The organism is Delftia sp. RIT313, assembly GCF_000632165.1.
GTDB lineage: Bacteria > Pseudomonadota > Gammaproteobacteria > Burkholderiales > Burkholderiaceae_C > Comamonas > Comamonas acidovorans.
This window is the reverse complement of sequence record NZ_JFYT01000047.1, coordinates 30,611-54,071: the sequence shown is the minus strand read 5'-3', so window position 1 is coordinate 54,071 and position 23,461 is coordinate 30,611. Positions and strand designations below refer to the sequence as shown.

Genomic DNA, 23,461 nt, shown 5'->3' with positions numbered 1-23,461 from the left:
GTATGACCGCCGATCCCGCAAAAGGGGACATGCCGCAGGCTCAGGGCGCGGCCAAGCCCGAAATCTGCACCCAGTAGCGCGTGCGCTGGTGGATGCGCACCGGCAGCGAAGCGGCCAGCGCCAGCAGGGCCTGGTCCGTGTCGCGCAGCTGGAAGGCGCCGCTCACGGGCAGACGGGCCACGGCCGGGTCGCAGCGCAGAATGCCGGGCCGGTAGCGCGACAGTTCGGCCACGAATTCGCCCAGCGGCGTTTTCTCGGCATAGAGCACGCCCTGCGTCCAGCCGTCCGAGGCCAGGCCAGCGGGCTGCACAGGCTCTGCCGCGCCGCTGCCCATGCGCGCCTGCTGGCCCGCCGACACGCGCACGGGCTCGCCGCCCCGTGCCGGGCGCAGCTGCACCGCACCTTCGCGCACGACGACCAGGGTGCTCTCATCGTCCAGAATGCGCGCCGCATAGCGTGTGCCCAGGGCCAGCGCCGTGCCCTGCGGCGTCTGCACAAGAAACGGGCGGCCGGCCGCATCGGCAGCGGTCTGTATCCACACGGCGCCCGCGCGCAGTACCAGGCGGCGCTCCATGGCGGTGAAGGCAATGTCCACGGCGCTGCCGGTATCCAGCTGCATGCGGCTGTCGTCTGGCAGCTGCAGTTCGCGGCGCTCGCCCGTGGCCGTGCGCACGTCGGCAGACCAGGCCGACCACGGTCCGGCGCGCCAGGCCAGATAGCCTGCAGGCCCGGCCACGATCAGCGCGGCCAGCAGCTGCGTGGTGGCGCGGCGCCGGGCGCTCCCTGCATCCCTCAGGGCCGCCGCCCCCAGCGGGCCCAGGGCCGCGCCGTTGCCGGATGGCGCTGTGGCCGTGCCCACGCGTCCCATCACCAGCTCGGCGCGTTGCCAGGCGGCTTCGTGCTGCGGATCGGCTGCGCGCCAGCGGGCCAGCGCCTGTGCCTGGCCCGCATCTTGCGGCTCGCATTGAATGCGCACCAGCCATTCGGCTGCTTCGCGCGCGGCGCGCGCATCGATGGCGCTGGAGGTGGACGAAGCGCCCATCAGCAGACCAGCACGATGCACTGCGCAAAGGCCTGGGCCATGAAGCGCTTGATGGTGCGTTCGGTCACCCCCAGGCGCTCCGCCGCCTGGGCGTAGGTCAGTCCGTCCAGTTGCGACAGCAGGAAGGCCTCGCGCACCTTGGGCGGCAGGCCGTCGAGCATGGCGTCGATCTGGTGCAGCGTCTGCAGGATCAGCAGCCGCTCCTCGGGCGAGGGCGCCATGGGCTCGGGCATTTGCGCCAGGGTGTCCAGCCAGGCTCGCTCCAGCGATTGGCGCTGCACGTGGTTGATCAGCAGGTTGCGCGCCACCGTGGTGAGGTAGGCGCGCGGCTCGCGCATCTGCAGATCGCCGCGTGCTGTCTGGGTGGACAGCAGGCGAACGAAGGTGTCATGCGCCAGGTCGGACGCGTGGTCCGAGCCGCCCAGCTTGCGGCGCAGCCAGCCCAGAAGCCAGGGGTGATGCGCCCTGTAGATGGCTTCAACATCGCTGTGCGAGGTGGCGCAGTGTGGAGCAGACACGGTCTGGAAACTCTGGAAGACAGCCCCGAAGGCCTGTGGAGATGAAGGTCGGAAATAAGAATCGGTCGCAATTATAGGGATGCGGTGGCCGGATTTTTCCTTGTCGATGGCTTGGCCGTTGCGGTCCTTGGCTGAGCCGACATCGCAAACCTCGATGTCCCGGACATGGGTCCCTCACCTACAGCCTGACCCAGCTCAGGCGCCGATGCTGGGGCAGCGTGTCCGCCACGGCGTGCACGTCCCACGAACAAGCCAACACGATGGACGCCCCATGGAACACAACCCCCAGCTTTCCGTCTCCCGCAGGGACCTGCTGATCGCAGGTGCCTCCACGGCAGCGGCAACGGCCGTGCCTCGATCGGCCGGCGCGCAAGTGCAGCCTCCCTCCATCCCTGAAGGGGTCCAACTGCCCGTCACCCTGCAGGTGAACGGCAAGGAACACCGCCTGGACCTGGACACCCGCACCACGCTGCTCGACGCCCTGCGCGAGCATCTGCACCTGACCGGCACCAAGAAAGGCTGCGACCATGGCCAGTGCGGGGCCTGCACGGTGCTGGTGAATGGCCGGCGCGTGGTGTCCTGCCTGAGCCTGGCCGTGATGAACCAGGGCGCCGCCGTGACCACCATCGAAGGCCTGGGCACGCCGCAATCCCCGCACGCCATGCAGGCCGCCTTCGTGCGGCATGACGGATTCCAGTGCGGCTACTGCACGCCGGGGCAGATCTGCTCTGCCGTAGGCATGCTCGATGAAATCAAACGCGGCATGCCCAGCCATGCCAGCGAAGACATCGTGGCCCAGCCCCTGGTGTCGGCCCATGAACTGCGTGAACGCATGAGCGGCAACCTGTGCCGCTGCGGGGCGTACTCCAACATCGTCGATGCCATCACCGAAGTGGCGGGGGAGGGCAGGACATGATTGCCTTCTCCTACGAACGCGCCCAGTCCCCCGCGCAGGCTGCCGCCGCCGTGGCGGCCCGGCCGGGCGCCCGCTTCATCGCCGGGGGCACGAATCTGCTGGACCTGATGAAGCTGCAGATAGAAACCCCCGTGCATCTGGTCGATGTGAACGGCACCGGCATGGACACCGTGGAGCCCACTGCGCAGGGGGGCTTGCGCATAGGCGCGCTGGTGCGCAACAGCGACCTGGCCGCCCATGCGCGCGTGCGGCGCGACTACGGCGTGCTGACCCGCGCCCTGGTGGCCGGCGCCTCTGGCCAGTTGCGCAACATGGCGACCACGGGCGGCAATCTGCTGCAGCGCACCCGCTGCCCGTATTTCTACGACACCAATATGCCGTGCAACAAGCGCGCACCAGGCAGCGGCTGTTCGGCCATTGCCGGCGTGAGCCGCCAGCATGCGGTGATCGGGGGCAGCGAGGCCTGCATTGCCACCCACCCCAGCGACATGGCCGTGGCGCTGCGCGCGCTGGACGCCACGGTGGAAACCATCCAGGCCGACGGCAAGGCCCGCGTCATCCCCATTGCCGACTTCCACCGGCTGCCCGGCAGCACGCCGCACGTAGAGACGGCCTTGCAGGCCGGCGAACTGATCACCTCCGTCACCCTGCCGCCCCCGCCGGGCGGCACGCACATCTATCACAAGGTGCGCGACCGTGCCTCCTATGCCTTTGCGCTGGTGTCGGTGGCCGCCATCGTGCAGCGCGACGGCAGCGGGCGAGTGGCCCTGGGCGGGGTGGCGCACAAGCCCTGGCGTCTGGAGGCTGCCGAAGCGTTGATGCCGCAGGGCGCCAAGGCCGTCACCGACCGCCTGCTGGCAGGCGCCCGGCCCACGCACGACAACGCCTTCAAACTCCCGCTGGCCGAGCGCACGCTTGCCGCCGTGCTGGACCAGGCTAGGAACTGACGCCATGAAATTCGACACTCCCGCAACGGTCAATCCCATTGACCAGCTCAAAATCATCGGCCAGCCGATGAACCGCATCGACGGCCTGCTCAAGACCACCGGCACGGCGCCGTATGCCTATGAAAGGCATGACGTGGTCCAGCACCCGGCCTATGGCTATGTGGTGGGCTCGGCCATCGCCAAGGGCCGCATCCGCAGCATCGGGCTGGCGCAGGCAAGCCGCGCGCCCGGCGTGCTGGCCATCGTCACCGCACAGACCGCTGGCAAGCTGGGCCAGGGCAAGATGAATACCGCGCCGTTGCTGGCCGGCCCCCAGGTGGCCCACTACCACCAGGCCGTGGCCCTGGTGGTAGCGGAGACCTTCGAGCAGGCGCGCGCTGCCGCGCAGCTGGTCCGTGTGGACTACGAGCCCGTGGCTGGCGCCTATGACCTGGCCAAGGCCAAGGACTCCGCCGTGCCACCCGACAGCATCAATGGCGATGCGCCGGATACGGCCATTGGCGATTTCGAGGGCGCCTTCGCTTCGGCCCCCGTGAAGGTGGACGCCACATACACCACGCCAGACCAGTCGCACGCCATGATGGAGCCCCATGCCACGCTGGCCGCATGGAAGGGCGACCAGCTCACGGTATGGACCTCGAACCAGATGATTGCCTGGGGTCAGGGCGAGCTGGCAAAGACGCTGGGCATTCCCAAGGACAAGGTGCGCCTGGTCTCGCCATTCATTGGCGGCGGTTTTGGCGGCAAGCTGTTTCTGCGGGCCGATGCCCTGCTGGCCGCGCTGGGCGCCCGCGCGGCAGGCCGGCCCGTCAAGGTCGCACTGCAGCGTCCGCTGATGGCCAACAACACCACGCACCGCCCGGCCACCATCCAGCGTGTGCGCATCGCGGCAGGGCAGGACGGAAAAATCACCGCCATCGGCCACGAAAGCTGGTCGGGCGACCAGCCCGGAGGATCGGCGGACGGTGCCGTGGACCAGACCCGCCGCATGTATGCCGGCACCCATCGCATGACCGCCACGCGCCTGGCCGTGCTGGACCTGCCCGAGGCCAATGCCATGCGCGCCCCCGGCGAGGCCACGGGGCACATGGCCCTGGAGGTTGCCATGGACGAGCTGGCGGAAAAGCTCGGCATCGATCCCGTGGAACTGCGCATCCGCAACGACACCCAGGTGGTGCCGGACAGCGGCAAGAAGCCGCAACCCAAGGCGAAGGAGGGCACCCCTGCCCAGGAGCACAAGCCGTTTTCCCGCCGTGAATTCGTGCAGTGCCTGCGCACGGGCGCCGAGCGCTTCGGATGGAGTCAGCGCAATCCCCAGCCGGCCCAACGACGCGAAGGGCGCTGGCTGATCGGCCTGGGCATGGCCGGCGCCTACCGTGGCGCGCCTGTCATGAAGTCCGCCGCCCGCGTGCGCCTGGACAGGCAGGGCATGCTCACCGTGGAAACCGACATGACCGACATCGGCACGGGCAGCTACACCATCATTGCCCAGACGGCGGCCGAGATGCTGGGCCTGCCGCTGCAGCAGGTGCGCGTGCGGCTGGGCGATTCCGGCTTTCCCGTGTCGGCCGGTTCGGGCGGGCAATGGGGCGCGGCCAGTGCCACCTCCGGCGTCTATGCCGCCTGCCTGAAGCTGCGCGAGGCCGTGGCGCGCAAGCTGGGCATGGACCCGGCGACGGCCGAATTCTCGGATGGGCATGTGCAGGCGGGCGGCAAGCGCCGGGCCCTGGCCAGCGCTGCCGGCGACGCCGACCTGACGGCCGAGGATGCCATCGAATTCGGCGTGCTCGACAAGAAGATGCAGCAGTCCACCTTTGGCGCGCACTTCGTGGAGGTCGCCGTGGACGCATTCACCGCCGAAGTCCGCGTGCGCCGCATGCTGGCCGTTTGCGCGGCCGGCCGCATTCTCAACCCCAAGACGGCCCGCAGCCAGGTCATCGGCGCCATGACCATGGGCGTGGGAGCGGCCCTGATGGAAGAGCTGGCCGTGGACACGCGACTGGGCTATTTCGTCAACCATGACCTGGCAGGCTACGAGGTGCCCGTTCATGCCGACATCCCGCACCAGGAAGTGATCTTTCTGGACGAGGTCGATCCCATGGCCTCGCCCATGAAAGCCAAGGGTGTGGGCGAGCTGGGTATCTGCGGCGTGAGCGCAGCCATTGCCAACGCCATCCACAACGCCACCGGCGTGCGGGTGCGCGACTACCCGATCACGCTGGACAAGCTGCTGGCAGGACTGGGGAGGCTGGCATGACAGGGGACTGCACCTGAGGCAGCCCGCTCAGGCCCAGGATTCTTGATGAACGAAGGCCGGTCACCTCTGGGTGGCCGGCCTTTTTGCATGTGCCCATCAATAGAACGCATAGCTTGCGCGTCCGTCGGCATTGGCCTGGAAAGGCTGGCGTGGAGATACTTTTTGCACTGGGGAATGTCGGCGCTGTGCGCTCCGAATGCAGGCCGCCCCCAGTTTTCCCACAAAAGAACCTGGCCTGGGCGCAAAGCGCCTGCCAGGGCAAAGAGACAACCTGCTCCGACAAGGACTTGTATGAAAGATATCCGCAAGACGATGGACGAGGGCGCCATGGCGCCGTTCCAGTGGCTGGCCGTGGCCATCTGCATCCTGCTCATCATGCTGGACGGCTTCGATGTGCTGGTGATGGCCTTCACTGCCTCGGCCGTCGCTGCCGAGTGGAAGCTCAACGGGGCGCAGCTGGGCGTGCTGTTCAGCGCCGGTCTGATCGGCATGGCCCTGGGCTCGCTGTTCCTGGCGCCCATGGCCGACCGCCGCGGCCGGCAACCCATCATCGTGCTGTGCCTGGTGCTGGTGTCCGTGGGCATGCTGCTGTCTGCGGCAGCGCGCAGCCATGTCGAGCTGGCAGCCCTGCGCGCCATGACGGGCGTGGGCATTGGCGGCATGCTGGCCAGCGTGGGGGTGATCACCTCTGAGTATTCATCGAACAAATGGCGCAGCACGGCGATTGCGCTGCAGGCCACGGGCTATCCGATTGGCGCCACGCTGGGCGGACTCATGGCCGCCTGGCTGCTGACACACCATGGTTGGCGCTCGGTCTTTGTGTTCGGCGGCCTGGCCACGGCGCTGATGGTGCCCATCGTGCTGTGGCGCCTGCCGGAGTCGGTGGATTTCCTGATGGGCCGTCGCCCGGCGCGTGCGCTGGAAAAGCTCAACCGCCTGATGGCACTCATGGGGCACCCCGCGATGCTGCAGTTGCCCGCGCAAGCCGGCGGTGACGTCCAGCAGGGCAATACCGTGGCCGCCCTGTTCAGGAACGGCCTGGCGCGCCCCACGCTCATGCTCTGGGCCGGCTTCTTCCTGCTGATGTTCAGCGTCTATTTTTCGCTGAGCTGGACGCCCAAGCTTCTTGTGCAGGCCGGCCTGTCGGCACAGCAGGGCGTGACGGGCGGCGTGCTGCTCAACCTGGGCGGCATTGCCGGCGGCAGCCTGTTCGGCCTGCTGGCGGTCAAGGCCAAGCTGCGGCATCTGGCCATGGGCAGCCTGCTGCTGAATGCCTTGTTCACCGCGCTGTTCGGCCTGGCCTCGGCCAGCCTGGGCTGGGCGTTCGCCGCAGCGGTGGGCGTGGGCGTGTTCCTGTTCGCCTCCATGGCCGGGCTGTACGGGCTGGTGCCGGCCACCTATCCGGCCCAGGTGCGCGCCACCGGCATGGGCTGGGCCATAGGCATTGGGCGCATAGGCGCCATCGTGGCGCCCACCATGGCCGGCCTGCTGCTGGACGGTGGCTGGCAGCCTGCCTCGCTGTACTACGTCTTTGCCTTGCCGCTGATTGCCGCTGCGCTGGCCGTGTGGGCCACGGGCGCCGGCCGCGCCCTGGCGCCGGGGGGTGGCGCGCTGCGAGCGCCTGGTGCTTGATCCTTGAGCCCCTATCCGTGAGCACGCGCCCGAGCGCCCAAGCGCCCAAGTGCCCAAGCGCAGGAGAAACACTTCCATGGCATTGGACAAACCCTATCTCGACGTACCGGGAACCACGGTCTTCGACGCCGAGCAATCCCGCCAGGGCTACTGGCTCAACCAGTTTTGCATGTCGCTGATGAAGGCCGAGAACCGCGAGCGCTTTCGGGCTGACGAGCGCGCCTATCTGGGCGAATGGGCCATGACGGCCGAGCAAAGACAGGCCGTGCTGGACCGCGACCTGAACCGCTGCATTGCGCTGGGCGGAAACATCTACTTCCTCGTGAAGATCGGCGCCACCGACGGCGTCAGCGTGCAGAACATGGTCTCGACCATGAGTGGCATGAACGAGGAGGACTACCGCCAGATGATGCTGGGCGGCGGACGCAGCATCGAAGGAAACCGCTACCTGCATGAGCAGGAACGACAGGAAAAAGGCATCTGATGGCACGCATCACCGCATCCGTCTACACCTCGCATGTGCCCGCCATCGGCGCGGCCATGGACCTGGGCAAGGCGGGCGACCCCTATTGGCAGCCGCTGTTCAAAGGCTTCGAGCACTCGCGCCAATGGCTCAAGGACAACAAGCCCGACGTGATCTTCCTGGTCTACAACGACCACGCGACCGCGTTCAGCCTGGACTTCATCCCGACGTTCGCCATCGGCACGGCCGCTGAATACCAGCCCGCCGACGAAGGCTGGGGCCCGCGCCCCGTGCCCAAGGTCGTCGGCCATCCGGAGCTGGCCAGCCACATCGCGCAGTCGGTGATCCAGCAGGACTTCGACCTGACCATCGTCAACAAGATGGACGTGGACCACGGCCTGACCGTGCCGCTGTCGCTGATGTGCGGCGAGCAGGACGCGCGCACAGGCGCCTGGCCCTGCCCGGTGATTCCGTTTGCCGTGAACGTGGTGCAGTACCCCGTGCCGTCGGGCCAGCGCTGCTTCAACCTGGGCCGCGCCATCCGCCGCGCCGTGGAAAGCTTCGACGAAGACCTGAACGTGCAGATCTGGGGCACGGGCGGCATGAGCCACCAGCTGCAGGGCGCGCGTGCGGGCCTGATCAACAAGGAGTGGGACAACCGCTTCCTGGACCTGCTGATCGAGAACCCGGCCGGCCTGGCGAAGATGCCGCATATCGACTACGTGCGCGAGGCTGGCTCCGAAGGCATCGAGCTGGTGATGTGGCTGATCGCGCGCGGTGCCATGGCCGATGTGGATGGCCCCGCGCCGCTGCCCAAGGTCAACCACCGCTTCTACCATGTGCCCGCGTCGAACACGGCCGTCGGACACCTCATCCTGGAGAACGCAGCATGAGCCGGCCTTGCGTGGTACTTCTGCCGGGCCTGCTGTGCGACAAGACGGTCTGGCACGAGCAGCAGGCGGCCCTGTCCTTTGCCGGTGCTGCCGAGTGCATTGTTCCGTCCTATGGCGCGGCGGCCACCATCGAAGACATGGCGCGCCTTGTGCTGGACTGCGTGGCGGCCGAGCGGTTTTCGCTGGCGGGCCATTCCATGGGCGGGCGCGTAGCCCTGGCCATTGCCGGCATGGCGCCCCAGCGCGTGGAACGGCTGGCCTTGCTGGACACCGGCATGGACCCCATCGCCCCGGGCGAGGCCGGCGAGAGCGAACGCGCCAAGCGCATGGCGCTCTTGCAGATCGCCCGGCACAGCGGCATGCGCGAGATGGGCCTGCAATGGGCGCGCGGCATGGTGCATCCCGACCGGCTTGATACGCCACTGTTTGGCGAGGTGCTCGACATGGTGGCGCGCTTCACGCCCGAGGTGTTTGCTGCGCAGATCAATGCCTTGCTGAACCGCCCCGATGCGGGCCATGTGCTCCGGCAACTGCGCTGCCCGACCCTGCTGGCCTGCGGCCGCCAGGATGCCTGGAGCCCGCTGTCACGCCATGAGCGCATGCAGGCCCTGTGCCCGGGCGCCGAGCTGGTGGTGATCGAGGACAGCGGCCACATGAGCACCATGGAGCAGCCGCAGCAGGTGTCGCGGGCACTGCTCGACTGGATGGGGCGCTGAGCGAGCGCTGCGCTCAGGCTAGGCCGGCGGATCGCCCACGGCCCGCCGGCAGGCCTGCATGAACAGCTCCAGGTCCTGCGATGCCGTGCTCAGCGCACGCGTGGCCAGCCCGATGCGCCTGCGTGTGGAAGGCAGGTCCACGGGCACGATGGACAACTGGCCGCCGTGGTCATCCTGCAGGGCCTGTCCGCGCGAGGCCAGGGCCAGCCGGCCCGTCTGCAGCACAAAGGCCAGCGTCATGGTCGGGCTGCTGGCGCGCAGGCTGGCGCGCGGCGGCTCCAGGCCCTGGCTGCGGAACAGCTGGACCATGGCGCGGTCGGCCGGCGTGCCGGGCAGGGGGGACACCCAGGGCCATTGCAGCAAGTCCTCCAGAACCAGCTGGCCGCGGTCCAGGCAGGCATGGCCGGCCGGTGCCACCACGACCAGGTCATCGTCGAACAGGTGCAGCTGGCGTACCTCATCGGAGGGCATGTCGGCGCGCAGGGCGCCGGCGATGGCGTCGATGTCGGCGCTCAGCAGGTGCTGCACCAGGCTCTCGTAGGTGCCGTCCACGATGCTGACCTCGATGTCCGGGTGGCTGGCGGCCAGGCTGTCGACCGCGCGCGGCAGGAAGATTCCAACCGACAGCGGCAGCACGCCGACCACCACGCGCCCCCGGATCTCGCCGCGCCAGGCGGAAATATCGCTGTCCATGCCGCGCACCTCGGCCAGGGCCAGCTTGACACGGCGCAGCAGCGCTTCGCCGGACGGCGTCAGCCGCGTGCCGAAGGCCAGCTTGTAGAACAGCTGCATGCCCAGACTGGTTTCCAGCCCCTGCAGCGCCGCATGCACGGCGGGCTGCGTCAGGCCCAGCCACTGCGCGGCCAGGGATTCGCTGCCGCAGTCGGCAATGGCCATGAGGGCGCGCAGCTGGCCCGCAGGCACGGTCTCGGCAAAACGCTCGGGCAGGGGAGGGCGCCTGGCCGCCAGCGTGGCGGCGGCCTGGGCGTCGGCCGCGCCGCTGCCCAGGTGCTGGAGCATGGCTTCGATGCGGGCGGCCAGCTGGCTGCCCAGCGGGGTCGGCATCATGCCGCGCGCCCCCCGCATGAACAGCGGCAGGCCACAGGCCTCTTCCAGTTGCAGCACCGAGCGCGCCACGGCTGGCTGAGAAAGATGCATAGCCTGGGCGGCCCGCGTGGTGCTGCCGTGGCGCACCACGCCCAGCATGGCGCGCATGGCCCGCAAATGGCCTGCCAGCTCGGGAAAACGCGAGGGATTGCTGGTGGCTGGGCCGGTCCAGGGGGCAAGGTAAAGGTTCATGGAAAGGCGCTGAACGGCACGTTGGAAAACCGTTTTTTGATTGTCCCATAAGAAAAACGCATTGATGGCCGGGGCTCCGGCATTGGCCGGATCGATGCCGGCGTGGAATGCTTGGGGCCTGGATCAAGACAGCCCATCGCAGGCTGCGAATTCCGGGGAGACAAGAAACATGAACCATGAAATCGACCGGCTGCTGGCCCGCCAGGCCTGCCTGGACCTGGTGCTGCGCGCTGCTGCCTTTGCGGATGCCGGTGATGCCCAGGCCCTGGCGCAGCTGTTTGCCGAAGACGGCCAGCTGCAACGGCCCGGCGGCGAGGTACTGGGCGGGCGCACGGCCATCGCCGCCGCGTACTCCCGGCGTCCTGCGGGCCGCATGACCCGGCATCTGGTCACCAACACGCTGGTGGAACTGCAGGGCCCGGACCGCGCCAGCGCGCGCAGCCAGGTGCTGCTGTGGTCCTGCGACGAGGCCGATGCCATCACGCCGCACGGCCGCCCGGCCCAACCGCGCCAGCTCGTTGGCGAGTTCGATGACACCTTTGGCCGCAGTCCCGAAGGCCGTTGGCTGATCACGCGCCGCGTGGCGCGCTTCGTCATGTCCCGGGCCCCCCGGGGCGCCTGAAGAGCAGGGCGCCCAGCCGCTTTCTCCCATTCCCCCGCGCCCGCCACTCTCGCCTTTCCCAAGGCGCAGCGTTGCGGCGTGCTGATTCCGCAACGACAACAACAGGAGACAAAAGCATGAAACGCACTCTCAAAAGCATTCCCCAACCCCCAGCCAGGCGCCCACTGCGGGCTTGTCTGGCCCGCCTCGCCTCGCTCGCCATGCTGGCAGCAGCAGGCGGCGCCCAGGCCCAGACCGGCTCATCGGTGACGCTGTACGGCCATCTGGACACCGGGATCGAGCACCTGACGAATGTGCAAGGCGGCGGATCGCTGACGCGCATGCCCGGCCTCACGGGAACGGCACCGTCGCGCTGGGGGCTGCGCGGCAGCGAGGATCTGGGCGGCGGCCTGAGCGCCGTCTTTGCGCTGGAGTCAGGCTTTGGCCCGGATGCCGGCACCTTCAATCAGGGCGGGCGGGGTTTCGGGCGCCAGGCCTGGGTGGGACTGTCCGGCGGCTGGGGCAGCGTCTCGCTGGGGCGCAACTACACCATGCTGTACTGGGCATTGTTCGATGCCGACCTGCTCGGCCCCAACGCCTTCGGCCTGAGCAGCCTGGACAGCTACATCCCCAACACGCGCACCGACAACTCCCTGGCCTACCGGGGACGCTTCGGCGCCTGGAGCCTGGGCGCCGCCTACAGCCTGGGACGCGATGCCGTCAACGCCGGCCCCAGCCCGGCCGGCACCAACTGCGCCGGCGAATCGGCCATGGACAGGCAGGCCTGCCGCCAGTGGTCCGCCATGCTGAAGTACGACACCGCGCCCTGGGGCTTTGCGCTGGCCGTGGACGAGATGCGCGGCGGCGCCGGCGCATTTGCAGGGCTGACGCGCTCGGACCTGAAGGACCGCCGCATCATGCTCAACGGCTATGCCGCACTGTCACCCACCATCAAGCTGGGCGCCGGCCTCATGCGCCGCGACAACGACGCGGCCCAGGCGGCCTCGGCCAGCAACGGCGCCACGCCGCGCAGCACCCTGACCTGGGGCGGCCTGTCCTGGTCCCCCAGCGCCGCCGTCGTGGTCGATGGCCAGCTGCAGCAACTGCGCTATGCCCAGGGCGGCGACCGCTCCACCCTGCTGGCCCTGCGCGCCACCTACAGGTTCTCCAAGCGCACGGCGGTCTATGCCCAGGCCGCGCGCATTGACAACGGACAGCGCCTGGCCATCTCGGTCAGCTCGGCCGCAGCCGGCGGCAGCCCGCTGGCGGGCGCGTCGCAGACCGGCCTGATGCTGGGCCTGCGCCACTCGTTCTGAAACCGAAGGCCAGGCCGGCCGCATCCAATGCGACGCCTGGAGCGTGTGATCACCAGCGCGGAGAGCCGACGCGGGCACTTGAAAGTGCACACCTCGCTCTAGATCTGTACAGCGCGGCCGATGAACTGAATGGGCCCTGTCGGGCGTCCGCTCGGGGAGCCGCCTTCTGGCTCCAGGGTGAGCTCGAAAAGCTGGTTCGGCTGCAGAGGCGGCAACTGGTCTACCGGCACTTCGATGGCTTCGCCCGGTTTGACCAGACCCAGGGACACCGGCGCTTTCCAGCCGTCGGCCTTGGTCCAGAACTGCAGGGATTTTTCTGCCGGAATGGCATCCTTGCCCAGTGGCACAAGGCGCAGACGGCCTTCAGACTGGGCCTGGACCACCCACCCGGGGGCCTGATTCTGCGGCGCTGCCAGCACGACGAAATAGCGCGGGGCAGCCGGCGGTGGTGCCTCTCGCACCACCAGCACAGCCGCGAGCAGTGCTGCAGCTGCAAAGCCGCCACCCGCCAAGCCGCGCCAAAGGGCGAGGCTATCCCAGTGCCACCAGGCACCACGCTGTGCGCGGACCGCTGGCCTGGCCGGCTTGACGCTGGCCGCGATGCGCTGCCACAGCGTTGCGGAGGGCTCGATGGGGGGAGCCAGCTGAACCAGCGGCAGGAGCCGTTGCTCCCATGCCTGCACGGCCGTGCGCAACGCAGGCTCGTAGGGCAGACGGGATTCGATGGAGCGGCGCTGGGCTGCATTGAGGGTGCCCAATACGTACTCGCCGGCCTGCATCTGGAGATCGTCCGGGGAGCCGCCATCCGTCGACTCTGAGGGATTGGGGTGGGTGTCGCCGCTCATTGCATGCACTCTCTCAGGGCACGCAGTCCGCGTTGAACCCAGGCCTTGACCGTACCAAGCGGCGCCTGCACACGCGCCGCAATTTCGCTGTGGCTGCAGCCGTCCACGTAGGCGTGCAACAGGCAGGCGCGGCGTTCAGGGTCCAGCCGGTCGAGGCAGTCGCCAAGACGACCCAGCGTCGCCTGCCGCTCCCATTCACTGCCGCCTTCCTTCCATGCCGAAAGTGCGGCCTGGGCGTCATGCGCTTCATGGGCCGTTTCATCCAGCACGGTTTCGCGTGCGCCATCCCGTACACGGTTGAGGGCGGCGTGCCGCACCACGCTGTAGATCCACCCTCGACCACTTCCGCGATTGCCGTCGAAGGTGGATGAGCGGTTCCAGATGGAGACAAACGCATCGTGAAGCACGTCTTCCGCAGCGGCGCGATCGCGGACGATGCGCAGTGCCACGCCGAGGAGAAAGCGCGCCTCGGCTTCATAAATCCGCTGCAAAGCATCTCGTTCGCCGCGTGCACATGCATGCAATGCTGCGTCATGGTCGAAAGCTTCGTTGTTCTGGGAGGCAGCGGGCGGCACGAAATGGAGCGAAGGGGGCGTTGCGGGAAATCCTTCGTCCAGTGTATCCGCGCCGCTGCCGGCTCTTACATGGGCTTCCAGAAGATGTAGTCGGCCTGGTACTTCACGGTGGTCTTCTGGCCCTTGTTGGCAGCCATGCAGGGCTTGTCAGCCGGCGCCACTCCGCCCTGGAGCGCCACGCGCTGGATGTAGCTCACACCCTCCAGCGCGCCGCTGCCCATGGCCGGGTTTGCCTTCACCAGCTGGTAAGGCAGATTGCCTGCGCCGGACGGCGCCACAGCCAGCTGGGTGGCGGTGAGTTTGGAGCCGTCGTTGGCCTCCCAGGTTGCGGGGGGGCCGTAGTAGCGGCCCACTTGTTTGCCCATGCGGTCCTTCAGCACAGCATCGGGTCCCACAAAGACCCATTCCGTCTGGCCAGGCGCGTTGGCCTTGTCGCGGCATTCGTAGGTGATGTCACCGCTGCCTACGGTTTCCCACGCGACCTTGTTCCCTGCAGGAACCTGGATGGGGGCGGGCAGCGATGCCTGGGAGAAAGTGCTGGCCGGCTTGTGCATCGAGCCACAGGCAGTGAGCAGGGCCGCTGTGGCTACAGCGAAAGAAACGGCGGCGGTGCGGGATGCGGAACGAGAGGTCAACATTGCAATTCTCCAAACGGTTTTGTGAAGGGGACTGAAGCAGCGCATTTTTTGGGCTGCTGCTGGTACTACCCGCCATCGCATCGTTTGGATGCACCCCATGCAAAAATATTTTCGAGAAATGCCGGCGCCAGACTCCATCACAAGCGCAGATTCATGCGGGCATAGACTCCGAGCCCATCGGCGGGCGAGTGATTTGCGGGTCGGGACGATCCTCGAAACGAATGTCGTGCGGCCCATAGAGCAACGTCGCTTTCATCATTTGCCTCCTGATCTGCTGGCAAGTTGCCGATTCAGCGCTTCTTGCGCGCGCCGTGCCGTGTCGGCGTCGACGCGATCGGCCAGCACCTGGCTGAGTTGGCGCAACTGATCAGCCGTGAGGCCCGTGTTCAAGCTGATGCCCATGTGGGACTGCAGTTGAGACTCGGCGCCAGGCAGTGCAGACAGCATGCTCACAGTGGCCAGCTCGCGGCTTTGCCAGTCTAGGTTGTCGCGCTCGAAGATGTCCCCGAAGAGATGCGTCTTGAGGTAGTCATCGATGGCGGGAGCGAAGTCGAACAGCGGTCCCTTGACCGGGGCGCCCGCCAGCTTGGTCTGGTTGGCCGTGCCCGCGGCCAGCAGCGCGTCACCCTTCGGAATGGCGCGGCTGGGCGGATGACCGGGGGCGTCCTGGATGCCGCGCTGCTTGCGCGCTTCCAGTACCTTCATCAGTTCGCCCAGCGCATTGAGGCTGCGCGGGAAGCCCGCGTATGCGTAAAGCTGCACAAGGATTTCCTTGGTGTCACTGACCGTCAGGCCTGCGTCCAGCCCTTGATTCAGAGCCGTATTCAGTTTGGCGATGTCACCTGCCGCAGCGAAGGCTCCGATGGGAGCAATGGCCTGCTGCCGGGCCGACAGGGTTGCGGATGCAGTGGATGCACTGACCATATCTCTGGACTCCTGCGTGTTCGGGGCGGCTTGGCAAAGCACTGTCGCCATGCCCACGACGATGATGGCCATTGCCCTGGCCATAGGGCGCCTTTCATCGCGCATGCTTGCCCTCGTATTGGTCATCCGTGACTTTCTCCATCCAGTCCACATTCTTGCCATCCACGGTGCCCGTGACCGTCAGGTAAGTCACGGCGGTCTTCGGCGCAGCGCCGTGCCAGTGTTTGACGCCTGGCGGGCACCAGATCGCATCGCCGGGGCGAACCATCTGAAGGGGCTTGCCCCATTCCTGGACGAGCCCGACACCCGAACTCACCACCAGGCGCTGTCCGTAGGGGTGGGTGTGCCAGGCCGAGCGGGCACCGGGCTCAAAGGTGACCATCGCGCCGCTGGCGTTGATGTTCTTGTTGGCCGGCCACAGCGGGTCAATCCGCGCCCGGCCGGTGAAGGTCTCGGCAGGACCGGAGATCGAGGCTTGGCTTCCCGCAAGCACGCTCTCCTGCTGGGCGGGCGCCGATGAGGCGCTCTCGGCCTGGGGGGCGGCAACAGCAGCGGTCGCGGCCTGTAGCGCGACGGCGGTCAAGAAAACTTTGAAGAATGGGATTCGCATAAAGGAACTTTCCTTGTAGAGACAGGCCTATCGCCGTCCCCTCTCGCTGGGCCGACCGCATGGGCCGGCGCATCGATCCTTGCAGGTGACACGCCGCTGAGCCCCTTGGGCGAGTCGCTTGCCAGTAACACCTGACAGGGGCGTCTGGAGGCGCGGGATTGACGAAAGGACGTTGCGAGCGCTCATTCAATCGAATGAGCGTTCCTATCGAATTTAGTTGGAACAACTTCGCGCGAGTAGGCGCCAGAAACTACATGCGGCTATAAATGGCACTCATGAATCCCATCGCTCCGCCCGCAATCGGAGCAGCCTAGCGGCGGTAGCGCAATGCCTCGACGATCAGCGACAGTGCGGGCGACGATTGGCGCCGGCTGACGAAGAAGATGTGGAGCCCAGGAAAGGTCGGGCACCAGTCCTTGAGCACGGTTTGAAGTCGGCCGCTCTTGATATGTGGGCGTGCCAGTTCTTCTGGCATGTACGCTAGGCCGAATCCCGCCAGCGCGGCGTCGATAACCGGGTAGATGCCATTGAATGTCCACGAACCCTCGACCCGTACCTGCAGGTGTCGTTGGCCCTTCCTGAGTTCCCAGGCATACACCCCGCCACGCATGGAGAAGCGCATTCTGATGCACTCATGTTCGGTCAGGTCCGATGGGGCCTTGGGTAAGGGTCGTCCTTCCAGATAGGACGGCGCCCCCACGATCACCATGCGAATATCTTTCGAAATCCGAACCGCCGTCATGTCGTTGGTGATCTGATCGCCGAAACGAACACCGGCGTCGAAGCGCTCCGCCACGATGTCGGTCAGTCCCGGCTCGGTCGCGATCTCGATCTTGACGTCGGGATACTTCGGTTGGAGCTTGGAGAGCTTGGGCCAGAGGATGGTGTTCGCCGCGAAATCAGACGCGGTGATGCGTACGGTTCCCGCGGGCTTGTCGCGAAGCTCCTCGAATGCGGCCAGTTCGTCGGCGATCGCCTCGTATCGGGGGGCCACTCGCTGGATCAGCCGTTCGCCTGCCTCCGTCGGCGATACGCTGCGGGTCGTGCGGGTCAGCAAACGCAGCCCGAGCCGCGCTTCCAACGCGCGAATGGTATGGCTGAGTGCAGATTGCGATACGCCCAACTGGGCCGCCGCGCGGGTGAAGCTGCGCTCGCGCGCAACCGCGAGAAAGGCCAGGATGTCGCGAAAGTTCTCCCCAGACATACAAGTACTCCGCAGCTATGGCCTGTAGCGCAAGGCGTCGACCAGCAAGGTCATTGCGCGTGAAGGCTGGCGCCGGTTCGGATAGTAGAGATGGAACCCGGGCCACACCGGGCACCAGTCCTCCAGTACCGAGACAAGTTGCCCCTTTGACACCAAGGGACGAACCATGTCTTCCGGCAGGTAAGCCAGTCCGAAGCCAGCCTTGACCGCCTCGAAAATGTCATAGGCGTTATTGAAGGTGACCGCTCCGTCCACCCGTGCATTAACGGTGCGCTTGCCCTTGGCGAACTCCCATTCGTAGAGGCCTCCGTACGTGGACGTGCGCAGGTTGATGCAAACGTGACCGGTGAGGTCGCGCGGTGTCTTGGGTGGCCGGCACCCTGCGAAATAGGACTTCGATCCCACCACCATGTTGCGGACGTCCGGGCCGATCCGCACTGAAATCATGTCCTGGGCCAGTTCCTGGCCGAACCTCACGCCGGCGTCGTAGCCGCGCGCAACGATATCGACGCTCTCGTACTCGTTGACCAGCTCGACCTTGATCTTGGGGTACTTCGGCAGGAACTTCGCCAGCTTGGGCCATAGCGTGCTTCGGATGGCGTAGTCGATGGCAGTGATGCGGATCGTTCCCATGGGCTCGTCCCGAAGCTCGCCGAGCGACTGGATTTCGGCCTCGATTTCGTCGAACTCCGGTGCGAGGCGATCCAGCAGCCGCTGGCCCGCCTCGGTAGGAGACACGCCCCGCGTGCTGCGCGTGAGAAGGCGAACGCCCAGCTTCTCCTCCAACGTCCGGATGGTGTAGCTCAGGGCGGGCTGTGTGACCCGAAGCTGGGCTGCCGCGCGAGTGAAGCTGCGAGCGCGCGCTACGGCGATGAAGGCCAGCAGGTCGCTGAAGTTGTCGCGCGACATTGATGAACTTCCTTTATAGGACGGGCTGCATTTTACAGGCGTCGTCTGACTTCGCTCGAAAACCGACTGTGTTTGATGCCTCCATTCATGAGTTCAGCTTATGGGGGTATGCGGATTCTGCCGTCTATTCAATGTCGGGCACGAGACCTAAAGTTCAGTATCAGCCAAGAAGAGCAGGCATCCTGCCCAAAAAGCCAAGCCCTGCAAGCGAGCACTGAGGCTCCGCACAAGCATCCGCCCCAGCCGTCATGGGCCTCTCGCATGGGTTGCCCGATTGAATGATTCGGATGAGCGTCAGCATGGCTCTGAACGTCACGATCGGCCGAATTGGGAACGCTTGGTGCAGGCTGGATCGTCGCGTCGCTATACGGCGCTTTTTGTCCTCTCAATAGTGAAGGAGCAGATCCGATGAACGAGAAAATTTCCTCCAGCCGGCGCGACCTGCTGAAGGCAAGCGCAACGGTCGGCGCAGCCGTATATGCCACGCCTCTCATGATGGGAACGGCCGTCGCACAGCAAGCCACAACGACTTCATCGGGGAGCAATGCCATGGAACTACCCCACATCACCAAGCAGCGAACCCTTGGTTCAGGCGACTTCCGCATGGAGGTCTCCGCCTTGGGCTTCGGTGTCATGGGCATGAACTACAACCGCGGCTACCACCCTGATCGCAAGGCCATGATCGAGTTGCTGCATCAGGCGGCCGAGCGCGGTGTCACGCTGTTCGACACCGCCCAAGTCTATGGTCAGCTCATCAACGAAGAGCTTGCCGGTGAAGGGCTGTACCCGTTCCGGGGCAAGGTGAACGTGACCACCAAGTTCGGCCACCGCATCGTTGACGGCAAGTACTTCGAGGGCGAGTTGGACAGTACGCCCAAGAACATCCGGCGTGTCGCAGAGGAATCGCTCAAGCGCCTGCGGGTCGAGACCATCGAGCTGTTCTATCAGCACCGACTCGACCCCGCTGTGCCGATCGAGGACGTCGCGGGCACCGTCAAGGATTTGATCCGGGAAGGCAAGGTCAGGCGCTTTGGGCTTTGCGAGGTCAATGCGCAGACGATCCGCCGCGCCCATGCCGCGCAGCCGGTGACCGCTGTGCAGAGCGAATACCACCTGATGTGGCGCGGCCAGGAAAAAGAGGTGTTTCCGGTGCTCCAGGAATTGGGGATCGGCTTCGTGCCTTACAGCCCGCTCAACCGAGGATTCCTTGGCGGCAGCATCACCGAGTACACGCCCTTTGATTCCGGCAATGACAACCGCAACACGCTGCCACGTTTCACGCCGCAAGCCATCCGGGCGAATCTGGCAGTGGTGGAAGTGCTCAACACGTTCGGCAGAACCCGGGGGCTTACCTCCGCGCAGGTGGCACTGGCCTGGATGATGGCCAAGGCCCCGTGGATCGTGCCGATCCCCGGCACCACCAAGCTGGCCCATCTGGACGAGAACCTGCACACCGCCGAGGTAATGCTGACTCCGGCCGAAGTGCAGGAGCTGGAGGCCGCCGTCTCCAAGATTCAGATCGTGGGTGATCGGTATCCGGCGGCGCAGCAAAAGCAGGTCCAAGGCTGATTGCTGAATGTTCGATGGGGAATCACTGACATGAGGCCATTGCTCATCGCCCTGTGCATCCAGGCGCTGTCGGTGTGTGCCGCCCCGGCGGCCCTGGTGCAGGACGCGACCGGCACCGTGTGGCGCGAGGCCCGCGTGCTGCCGGTCGGGCGCGACCTCTACGTGTTCACGACGAACCGGTCGCCGAGAGGGGAGGGTCCCTCGAAGGACCGATTGTTGCGACTGTCGCTGAGGCGATGACATGAAGCGCCGGAACCTGCTGGCACTCGCGCTTGCCAGCCCCGTGGCCTTCTCCGTGGCACGCGCTCAAACGCTGTCGTCCGGCGACTATCGCCAGATGCAGGTGGGGCGCGACGAACCCATCCTGGAGCCCGATATCCCCATCATCGACGCGCACCACCACCTGGTCGACCGGCCCGGGCTGCGCTACATGATCGATGACTACCTGGCGGACACGCGCGCCGCTCGGCTTCGGCCGATGAGAAGGCTGCGCTGTTTCTCGGCACGGCCGCGAAGGTCTATCGCATGCGTGTGCCGCTTGCGCAGCCCGGGAAATCTCCAAGCACGTAGGCCCAGGGACGAGGCTCCCGGGAGCAGCCGCAAACGCATCGCACCCAGGTACCGGACCCATTTCGTCGCCCCATCTTTATCCAGAACACATCTCCAACAGAGGAACTGACATCATGAAAATCTCCTTCGAAAACCAAGTGGCACTTGTCACCGGCGCAGCGTCGGGTATCGGTTTGGCGACCGCCAAGGCCTTCGCGCAGGCCGGTGCGTCCGTTGCGCTGGCGGATGTTAACGGCGACGGCGCACGTGCCGCTGCCGACGAGCTGGTGGCGGCCGGGTACAAGGCCATGGGCATCCGCTGCGACGTGGCCGATCTGGGCGAGGTCGAGGCGATGGTCAAGGAAACCGTCTCTGCCTTCGGCCGCCTGGACGTGGCCTTCAACAACGCCGGCATCCAGAACGCGCTCGCGGAGACCGCCGACGCCACGGTCGAGGACTTCGACCGTGTGAACTCGGTCAATCTGCGCGGCATCTGGGCGTGCATGAAGTACGAACTGCAGCACATGCGCCAGCAAGGAAACGGCGCCATCGTCAATTGCTCGTCGCTGGGCGGGCTCGTGGGCGGTGCCGAGCGTGGCACCTACCATGCGGCAAAGCACGGCGTGCTCGGGCTGACCAAGAGCGCGGCGTTGGAATACGCCACGCGCAACATCCGCGTCAATGCCGTGTGCCCAGGCTTGATCTGGACCCCGATGGCCGAACAAATGGTGGCCACCGGCCAGAAGGAAGCACTCGATGCCATGCTCCCCGGTATCCCCATGCAGCGGCACGGACGCGCCGAAGAGATTGCCGACGCCGTGCTGTGGCTGTGCAGTTCGGCTTCCAGCTATGTGACCGGCCAATCCATCTCGGTGGATGGCGGGCTCATCATGCGCTGATTGCGATTTCCGTTGGCCAAGGTGTTTTCGCACGAGAACAAGTATCCGGCACCCATGCAAGGCAGATTGGTCCTGCGGCAAAAACGCAAGGATGAGGCCGGGGAGGGCGGGGCCTCACCGCAGGCCGTGCAGCTGCAGATTCCTGCGGCAGGTTCTGGTGGCAAGGAGGATGTGGCAGGCCATGCGCCCGAAGCTGCGGCAGTACCAGCCAGTGATCGCGCGCCTGCAGCCGCAGCTGCTCCCAAGGCGCCCAGCACCGCCTACCGCCCAGATCCTTTCATCCGAAACTGCCGCAATACCCATTGAAGCGGCCATGACACGCACGCCTGTTTCCGCGGCAACGAATCGCCATATGAGCGTAGCTCGAGGGCCAGGAAAGGCCTGCGCACGAGCTCAACGAAACGGGGGCAGCCGTGCATTTTGTCGAGCTTTGCTCGTGCGGCGATGTCAAAGGCCGTCTGTCGTGCGTGGTTCTGGTGGAGCCTGGTCTGGAGTGGTTTGCGCAATCCTCATCAGGTGTTCTGAAAGCGTAGCGCTGGAGTCAACGAAGAAACTTCTGAACATAACGTCCGCATAGTTGGTGAATGCTACCGATGTGAGTCTCTTTAAAGCTCACTTTTCTGGCCGCCATTTGATTGATACGATGTATAAGGCATTAATCCCTCGCCTCAAGATAATAATCTTCATTAGTGGATGAATGCAGATCAATTAGCTTATCCACATAATCTTTCATCCAAGAATGTTGCTTTCCAGGGCGCGTAATGCCATTGGCCGTGATCCAACGGCGCGCCACGCGTAATAGCCCAGCGGGCGAGGGTAGGCCGCTGGGCTTCGCTCCCTGTCGGGAGCTACATCAGGGGCTACGCCCCCGATACCCCCAAGCTCACTGGTAGCCCTCAGCCCCAGGCATGAGCCCCCGGCTGCGCAACTCCGACCGGCATCCAGTCTCAATGGTGTCCAGCCAAGCAACGAAGCTGGCGATCGAGGACAGATCCTTGCCTTGATCCAGGCGGAGCTTGGCCAGGCGCGCCACCCACCAGCATGCAGCTCCGGTGAACTCAAGATCGCCCTCTGACAGGGAGGCAAACGCAGCCTTTTCAATCTGAGAATGTGCCGTAGAGGCGTCGACGTTAGAATTTTCGGTAGCCATTGTTCAGTCCTCCTGACGACTGGTTTTGGTTAGGGGTTCCGGGTGTTCTCAGCACCCGGCATCCCCGCCTTGAATGCCCCAACGGGGCGGGCAGGCTCTGTCGAGGCAGGATTGCCCCACAGAGCCATCAGAACGGCCACAGTGGCCGCAGATGCATGGAGTAGGGGGCTCATGCCCCATCCTCATCGACCCCCTGCGCAAGCCTTTTCGCGGCCAGCTTGGCCGCATGCCTACGCTGCTGCCTTGTCTCAATCACCACGGTTGGCATCGGTGGTGGCGGAGGCGGTGGCGTCACAAACCGTCCCTTGCTGTTGCGAGCTCGCTTGGAGCCTGACTCAATCTCTGCCACGCCCTCCATGACCGCAGCATGCTTTCGCCCCTCGACCTGTTCGAGCTGAGCAGAGTGCGATGTGTAGGAGCGGAACTGAGCCTGCGTTGAAGCTCTGGGATGGGTCTTGCTTCCCCGACGTTGCTGGCGATTCATGGATGTGTTCCAAAGTGTCTTAGGGATAAATCTAGGGCCGGCGCTTCGCGCCGCCCCCCGGCCACGGCCGAGGGGCGAGGCGCTTCGCCCACGGCCACCACGCCAGGCTCCGCCTTTGTCGTGGTGTCCATGCGCGCAGCACCTTCGACCCGACGGTGTTTGCCGAACATGGCAGCTCGACGCACGAGCAATCCCCACCAAGCGCTGTCGGTGCCCACAAAAACGTGTCCCTCAGGCGAGATCAGCTTGTGGCCATGAAAGCTCCAGCCTTGCCAGGTCTGGCCAGGCAGTTCCATGCGGTTGAGCAGCCGCAGCAGCCGGTACGTGGCGTACGGGATGTCGTGCTTGCCGCAGGCCCAGTTATGCAAAGTGCGCTCGGAGACGTGAAGAAGCTGCGCGCAGCCGGGCAGATCCAGGCCGAGGCTCTGGTACATGGCCTTGAAGCGCAAGGCAAGCTGGGCGCGGGTGTCGGGGTCGTGACGCCGCAGCCGCAGCTTCTGTTTAA

General features: G+C 66.0%; 24 protein-coding genes and 1 pseudogene. 13 read left to right on the top strand and 12 right to left on the bottom strand.

All coding sequences use genetic code 11. The features are described 5' to 3' along the window. Window positions 1-40 precede the first annotated feature (40 nt). Both BW39_RS14090 and BW39_RS14085 read right to left on the bottom strand, forming a co-directional pair. Window positions 41-1,042: a FecR domain-containing protein gene (locus BW39_RS14090; RefSeq protein WP_043822454.1), complete on the bottom strand. Its 1,002-nt coding sequence runs from the start codon at window positions 1,040-1,042 to the stop codon at window positions 41-43. Next, window positions 1,042-1,560 carry a sigma-70 family RNA polymerase sigma factor gene (locus BW39_RS14085; RefSeq protein WP_043822453.1) on the bottom strand — a complete coding sequence of 173 codons (519 nt, stop codon included), beginning with the start codon at window positions 1,558-1,560 and terminating at the stop codon, window positions 1,042-1,044. The genes BW39_RS14090 and BW39_RS14085 overlap by 1 nt, the downstream gene beginning before the upstream one ends. Before the next feature lie 271 nt (window positions 1,561-1,831). Between BW39_RS14085 and paoA the strand changes: the two genes are divergently transcribed. The 7 genes from paoA to BW39_RS14050 all read left to right on the top strand — a co-directional run bounded on the left by paoA (window position 1,832) and on the right by BW39_RS14050 (window position 9,384). Continuing rightward, entirely contained in the window at window positions 1,832-2,476 is a 645-nt protein-coding gene (gene paoA, locus BW39_RS14080) for an aldehyde dehydrogenase iron-sulfur subunit PaoA (protein ID WP_043822451.1), read from the top strand. Next, window positions 2,473-3,423 (top strand): FAD binding domain-containing protein, encoded by a 951-nt coding sequence (locus tag BW39_RS14075; protein ID WP_043822450.1) that lies wholly within the window; start codon window positions 2,473-2,475, stop codon window positions 3,421-3,423. The genes paoA and BW39_RS14075 overlap by 4 nt, the downstream gene beginning before the upstream one ends. 4 nt (window positions 3,424-3,427) lie before the next feature. After that, a complete protein-coding gene (gene paoC, locus BW39_RS14070) occupies window positions 3,428-5,680 on the top strand; it encodes an aldehyde oxidoreductase molybdenum-binding subunit PaoC (protein ID WP_043822448.1) in 2,253 nt (750 codons plus the stop codon). Between the two features lie 291 nt (window positions 5,681-5,971). Further along, complete coding sequence (locus BW39_RS14065; RefSeq protein WP_043822447.1) at window positions 5,972-7,312, top strand: MFS transporter; 1,341 nt, start codon at window positions 5,972-5,974, stop codon at window positions 7,310-7,312. A gap of 76 nt (window positions 7,313-7,388) precedes the next feature. After that, entirely contained in the window at window positions 7,389-7,796 is a 408-nt protein-coding gene (gene ligA / locus BW39_RS14060) for a protocatechuate 4,5-dioxygenase subunit alpha (RefSeq protein ID WP_013802391.1), read from the top strand. Then, on the top strand, window positions 7,796-8,668 hold the full coding sequence (locus BW39_RS14055; RefSeq protein ID WP_043822444.1) for a class III extradiol dioxygenase subunit beta: 873 nt from the start codon (window positions 7,796-7,798) through the stop codon (window positions 8,666-8,668). Before ligA ends, BW39_RS14055 begins: the two co-directional genes overlap by 1 nt. Beyond that, complete coding sequence (locus BW39_RS14050) at window positions 8,665-9,384, top strand: alpha/beta fold hydrolase (RefSeq protein ID WP_043822442.1); 720 nt, start codon at window positions 8,665-8,667, stop codon at window positions 9,382-9,384. The genes BW39_RS14055 and BW39_RS14050 overlap by 4 nt, the downstream gene beginning before the upstream one ends. Window positions 9,385-9,402: 18 nt before the next feature. Here the strand turns inward: BW39_RS14050 and BW39_RS14045 are convergent, their stop codons facing one another. Then, the gene (locus tag BW39_RS14045) at window positions 9,403-10,683 is read right to left on the bottom strand and encodes a LysR family transcriptional regulator (protein WP_043822440.1); all 1,281 of its coding nucleotides are present in this window, start codon (window positions 10,681-10,683) and stop codon (window positions 9,403-9,405) included. Window positions 10,684-10,852: 169 nt separating this feature from the next. On the opposite strand from BW39_RS14045, the gene BW39_RS14040 reads away from it, so the two are divergent. Both BW39_RS14040 and BW39_RS14035 read left to right on the top strand, forming a co-directional pair. Beyond that, entirely contained in the window at window positions 10,853-11,305 is a 453-nt protein-coding gene (locus tag BW39_RS14040; protein ID WP_043822438.1) for a nuclear transport factor 2 family protein, read from the top strand. A 116-nt stretch (window positions 11,306-11,421) separates the two neighbouring features. Further along, window positions 11,422-12,600, top strand: coding sequence for a porin (locus tag BW39_RS14035; RefSeq protein ID WP_043822436.1), 1,179 nt, complete (start codon window positions 11,422-11,424; stop codon window positions 12,598-12,600). 98 nt (window positions 12,601-12,698) lie between these two features. On the opposite strand, the gene BW39_RS14030 is transcribed toward BW39_RS14035, so the two are convergent. From BW39_RS14030 to BW39_RS14000, 7 genes are all read right to left on the bottom strand, one after another. Continuing rightward, window positions 12,699-13,445 carry an anti-sigma factor gene (locus BW39_RS14030; RefSeq protein WP_043822434.1) on the bottom strand — a complete coding sequence of 249 codons (747 nt, stop codon included), beginning with the start codon at window positions 13,443-13,445 and terminating at the stop codon, window positions 12,699-12,701. Next, complete coding sequence (locus BW39_RS14025; RefSeq protein ID WP_043822433.1) at window positions 13,442-14,020, bottom strand: sigma-70 family RNA polymerase sigma factor; 579 nt, start codon at window positions 14,018-14,020, stop codon at window positions 13,442-13,444. Before BW39_RS14025 ends, BW39_RS14030 begins: the two co-directional genes overlap by 4 nt. 65 nt (window positions 14,021-14,085) lie before the next feature. Continuing rightward, window positions 14,086-14,658, bottom strand: coding sequence for a DUF3455 domain-containing protein (locus BW39_RS14020; RefSeq protein ID WP_043822431.1), 573 nt, complete (start codon window positions 14,656-14,658; stop codon window positions 14,086-14,088). A gap of 255 nt (window positions 14,659-14,913) precedes the next feature. Beyond that, window positions 14,914-15,582 carry a carboxymuconolactone decarboxylase family protein gene (locus tag BW39_RS14015; RefSeq protein WP_043822429.1) on the bottom strand — a complete coding sequence of 223 codons (669 nt, stop codon included), beginning with the start codon at window positions 15,580-15,582 and terminating at the stop codon, window positions 14,914-14,916. A gap of 94 nt (window positions 15,583-15,676) precedes the next feature. Then, on the bottom strand, window positions 15,677-16,192 hold the full coding sequence (locus BW39_RS14010; RefSeq protein ID WP_043822428.1) for a (R)-mandelonitrile lyase: 516 nt from the start codon (window positions 16,190-16,192) through the stop codon (window positions 15,677-15,679). Window positions 16,193-16,502: 310 nt separating this feature from the next. Further along, a complete protein-coding gene (locus BW39_RS14005) occupies window positions 16,503-17,396 on the bottom strand; it encodes a LysR family transcriptional regulator (protein WP_043822425.1) in 894 nt (297 codons plus the stop codon). A 15-nt stretch (window positions 17,397-17,411) separates the two neighbouring features. Further along, complete coding sequence (locus tag BW39_RS14000; RefSeq protein WP_043822422.1) at window positions 17,412-18,305, bottom strand: LysR family transcriptional regulator; 894 nt, start codon at window positions 18,303-18,305, stop codon at window positions 17,412-17,414. Between the two features lie 408 nt (window positions 18,306-18,713). Between BW39_RS14000 and BW39_RS13995 the strand changes: the two genes are divergently transcribed. From BW39_RS13995 to BW39_RS13980, 4 genes and pseudogenes are all read left to right on the top strand, one after another. Next, a complete protein-coding gene (locus BW39_RS13995) occupies window positions 18,714-19,874 on the top strand; it encodes an aldo/keto reductase (RefSeq protein ID WP_043822420.1) in 1,161 nt (386 codons plus the stop codon). Between the two features lie 30 nt (window positions 19,875-19,904). Next, window positions 19,905-20,114 (top strand): hypothetical protein, encoded by a 210-nt coding sequence (locus tag BW39_RS31690; protein WP_043822418.1) that lies wholly within the window; start codon window positions 19,905-19,907, stop codon window positions 20,112-20,114. 1 nt (window position 20,115) lies between these two features. Further along, window positions 20,116-20,337 (top strand): annotated as a pseudogene (locus tag BW39_RS31985) (amidohydrolase family protein); the annotation flags it as partial. 220 nt (window positions 20,338-20,557) lie between these two features. After that, complete coding sequence (locus BW39_RS13980) at window positions 20,558-21,322, top strand: SDR family NAD(P)-dependent oxidoreductase (protein ID WP_043822413.1); 765 nt, start codon at window positions 20,558-20,560, stop codon at window positions 21,320-21,322. Between the two features lie 883 nt (window positions 21,323-22,205). Here BW39_RS13980 and BW39_RS13970 read toward each other — a convergent pair. Together BW39_RS13970 and BW39_RS29815 are read right to left on the bottom strand one after the other, a co-directional pair. Then, complete coding sequence (locus BW39_RS13970) at window positions 22,206-22,472, bottom strand: hypothetical protein (RefSeq protein WP_043822410.1); 267 nt, start codon at window positions 22,470-22,472, stop codon at window positions 22,206-22,208. A gap of 480 nt (window positions 22,473-22,952) precedes the next feature. Next, a complete protein-coding gene (locus tag BW39_RS29815) occupies window positions 22,953-23,405 on the bottom strand; it encodes a VC1465 family Xer recombination activation factor (protein WP_161786990.1) in 453 nt (150 codons plus the stop codon). Window positions 23,406-23,461 lie beyond the last annotated feature (56 nt).

Coding starts and splice junctions, on each gene's coding strand:
- BW39_RS14020 (WP_043822431.1), bottom strand. CDS start 14,658: ATGTTGACCTCTCGTTCCGCATCCCGCACCGCCGCCGTTTCTTTCGCT.
- BW39_RS13980 (WP_043822413.1), top strand. CDS start 20,558: ATGAAAATCTCCTTCGAAAACCAAGTGGCACTTGTCACCGGCGCAGCG.
- BW39_RS14005 (WP_043822425.1), bottom strand. CDS start 17,396: ATGTCTGGGGAGAACTTTCGCGACATCCTGGCCTTTCTCGCGGTTGCG.
- paoA (WP_043822451.1), top strand. CDS start 1,832: ATGGAACACAACCCCCAGCTTTCCGTCTCCCGCAGGGACCTGCTGATC.
- BW39_RS14040 (WP_043822438.1), top strand. CDS start 10,853: ATGAACCATGAAATCGACCGGCTGCTGGCCCGCCAGGCCTGCCTGGAC.
- BW39_RS13995 (WP_043822420.1), top strand. CDS start 18,714: ATGAACGAGAAAATTTCCTCCAGCCGGCGCGACCTGCTGAAGGCAAGC.
- BW39_RS31690 (WP_043822418.1), top strand. CDS start 19,905: ATGAGGCCATTGCTCATCGCCCTGTGCATCCAGGCGCTGTCGGTGTGT.
- ligA (WP_013802391.1), top strand. CDS start 7,389: ATGGCATTGGACAAACCCTATCTCGACGTACCGGGAACCACGGTCTTC.
- paoC (WP_043822448.1), top strand. CDS start 3,428: ATGAAATTCGACACTCCCGCAACGGTCAATCCCATTGACCAGCTCAAA.
- BW39_RS14035 (WP_043822436.1), top strand. CDS start 11,422: ATGAAACGCACTCTCAAAAGCATTCCCCAACCCCCAGCCAGGCGCCCA.
- BW39_RS14010 (WP_043822428.1), bottom strand. CDS start 16,192: ATGCGAATCCCATTCTTCAAAGTTTTCTTGACCGCCGTCGCGCTACAG.
- BW39_RS14015 (WP_043822429.1), bottom strand. CDS start 15,582: ATGGTCAGTGCATCCACTGCATCCGCAACCCTGTCGGCCCGGCAGCAG.
- BW39_RS14055 (WP_043822444.1), top strand. CDS start 7,796: ATGGCACGCATCACCGCATCCGTCTACACCTCGCATGTGCCCGCCATC.
- BW39_RS14090 (WP_043822454.1), bottom strand. CDS start 1,042: ATGGGCGCTTCGTCCACCTCCAGCGCCATCGATGCGCGCGCCGCGCGC.
- BW39_RS14030 (WP_043822434.1), bottom strand. CDS start 13,445: ATGAGCGGCGACACCCACCCCAATCCCTCAGAGTCGACGGATGGCGGC.
- BW39_RS14000 (WP_043822422.1), bottom strand. CDS start 18,305: ATGTCGCGCGACAACTTCAGCGACCTGCTGGCCTTCATCGCCGTAGCG.
- BW39_RS13970 (WP_043822410.1), bottom strand. CDS start 22,472: ATGGCTACCGAAAATTCTAACGTCGACGCCTCTACGGCACATTCTCAG.
- BW39_RS14075 (WP_043822450.1), top strand. CDS start 2,473: ATGATTGCCTTCTCCTACGAACGCGCCCAGTCCCCCGCGCAGGCTGCC.
- BW39_RS14050 (WP_043822442.1), top strand. CDS start 8,665: ATGAGCCGGCCTTGCGTGGTACTTCTGCCGGGCCTGCTGTGCGACAAG.
- BW39_RS14065 (WP_043822447.1), top strand. CDS start 5,972: ATGAAAGATATCCGCAAGACGATGGACGAGGGCGCCATGGCGCCGTTC.
- BW39_RS14045 (WP_043822440.1), bottom strand. CDS start 10,683: ATGAACCTTTACCTTGCCCCCTGGACCGGCCCAGCCACCAGCAATCCC.